General features: G+C 77.2%; 1 protein-coding gene and 1 pseudogene. Both read left to right on the top strand.

The features are described 5' to 3' along the window. A partial coding sequence (locus tag VR45_RS36030) for an acyl carrier protein (RefSeq protein ID WP_199926069.1) occupies positions 1-671 on the top strand: 671 nt, incomplete at its 5' end. Continuing rightward, positions 668-867 (top strand): annotated as a pseudogene (locus VR45_RS36025) (hypothetical protein); the annotation flags it as partial. The gene VR45_RS36030 and the pseudogene VR45_RS36025, both read left to right, overlap by 4 nt.

Genomic DNA, 867 nt, shown 5'->3' with positions numbered 1-867 from the left:
GCGTGGACGGCGCGGGACTGGCCTCCCTCGCCCGGCTGTTGGGCAGCCCGGCCGCGATCGTCCGCTCGTCGGGCGGCGCGGGCTCCCCCGGGGCGGGCTCGCCCGAGGCCGGCCCCGCGGCGGCGGACTCCGACGGCGGGGAGGCGGTCCGGCGGCAGCTGCTGGCGGTCGAGCCGGGCCGGCGGCGCCGGGCCCTGCTGGTCCGGCACTGCCGGGAGCTGGCCGCCCGGGTGCTCGACGGGCCCGGCGCGGGCGCGCCGGACGCGGCGGCGATCGACAGCTCGGCGCCGCTGGCCGGTCTCGGCTTCGACTCGATGCGCACCCTGGAGCTGCGCTCGCGGCTGGAGCTGTCGCTCGGCGTCCCGCTGCCCGCCACGCTGGGCTGGCAGTACCCGACGCTGGACGCCCTGGTGCCGTTCCTCGCCGAGCGGATGGGGATCCCGCTGGAGGCCGCCGCCGTGCCCGCCTCCGCACCCGGAGCCCCGCACCGCCCGGACGTCGACCTCCACGACTTCCACGGCTCCGACCTCGACCTCCACGGCCCCGAGGACCCCGACGGCCCCGAGGACCTCGACGGGCTGTCGGAGCGTGAACTGGAGGCCCTCCTCCTCGCCAAGACCGAGCAGTTCGACACCAGTGCCGATCCGACCGACCGGGGGCAGGGACGATGACCACGCGCGAGCACACCACCCGGGGCGACACGCCCGAGGACCGCACCGGCTCGATGACGGCGATGAAGCGCGCCTATCTGACCATGGAGCGGATGCAGCGCCGGATCGACGAGCAGGAGCGGGCCAGGACCGAGCCGATCGCCATCGTCGGCGTCGGCTGCCGCTTCCCCGGCGGGGTCACCGACCCGGAGTCGTA

Origin of the sequence: Streptomyces sp. NRRL S-495 (assembly GCF_000966955.1) — a bacterium.
Lineage (GTDB): Bacteria > Actinomycetota > Actinomycetes > Streptomycetales > Streptomycetaceae > Kitasatospora > Kitasatospora purpeofusca.
This window is presented reverse-complemented; position numbering and strand designations above follow the sequence as displayed.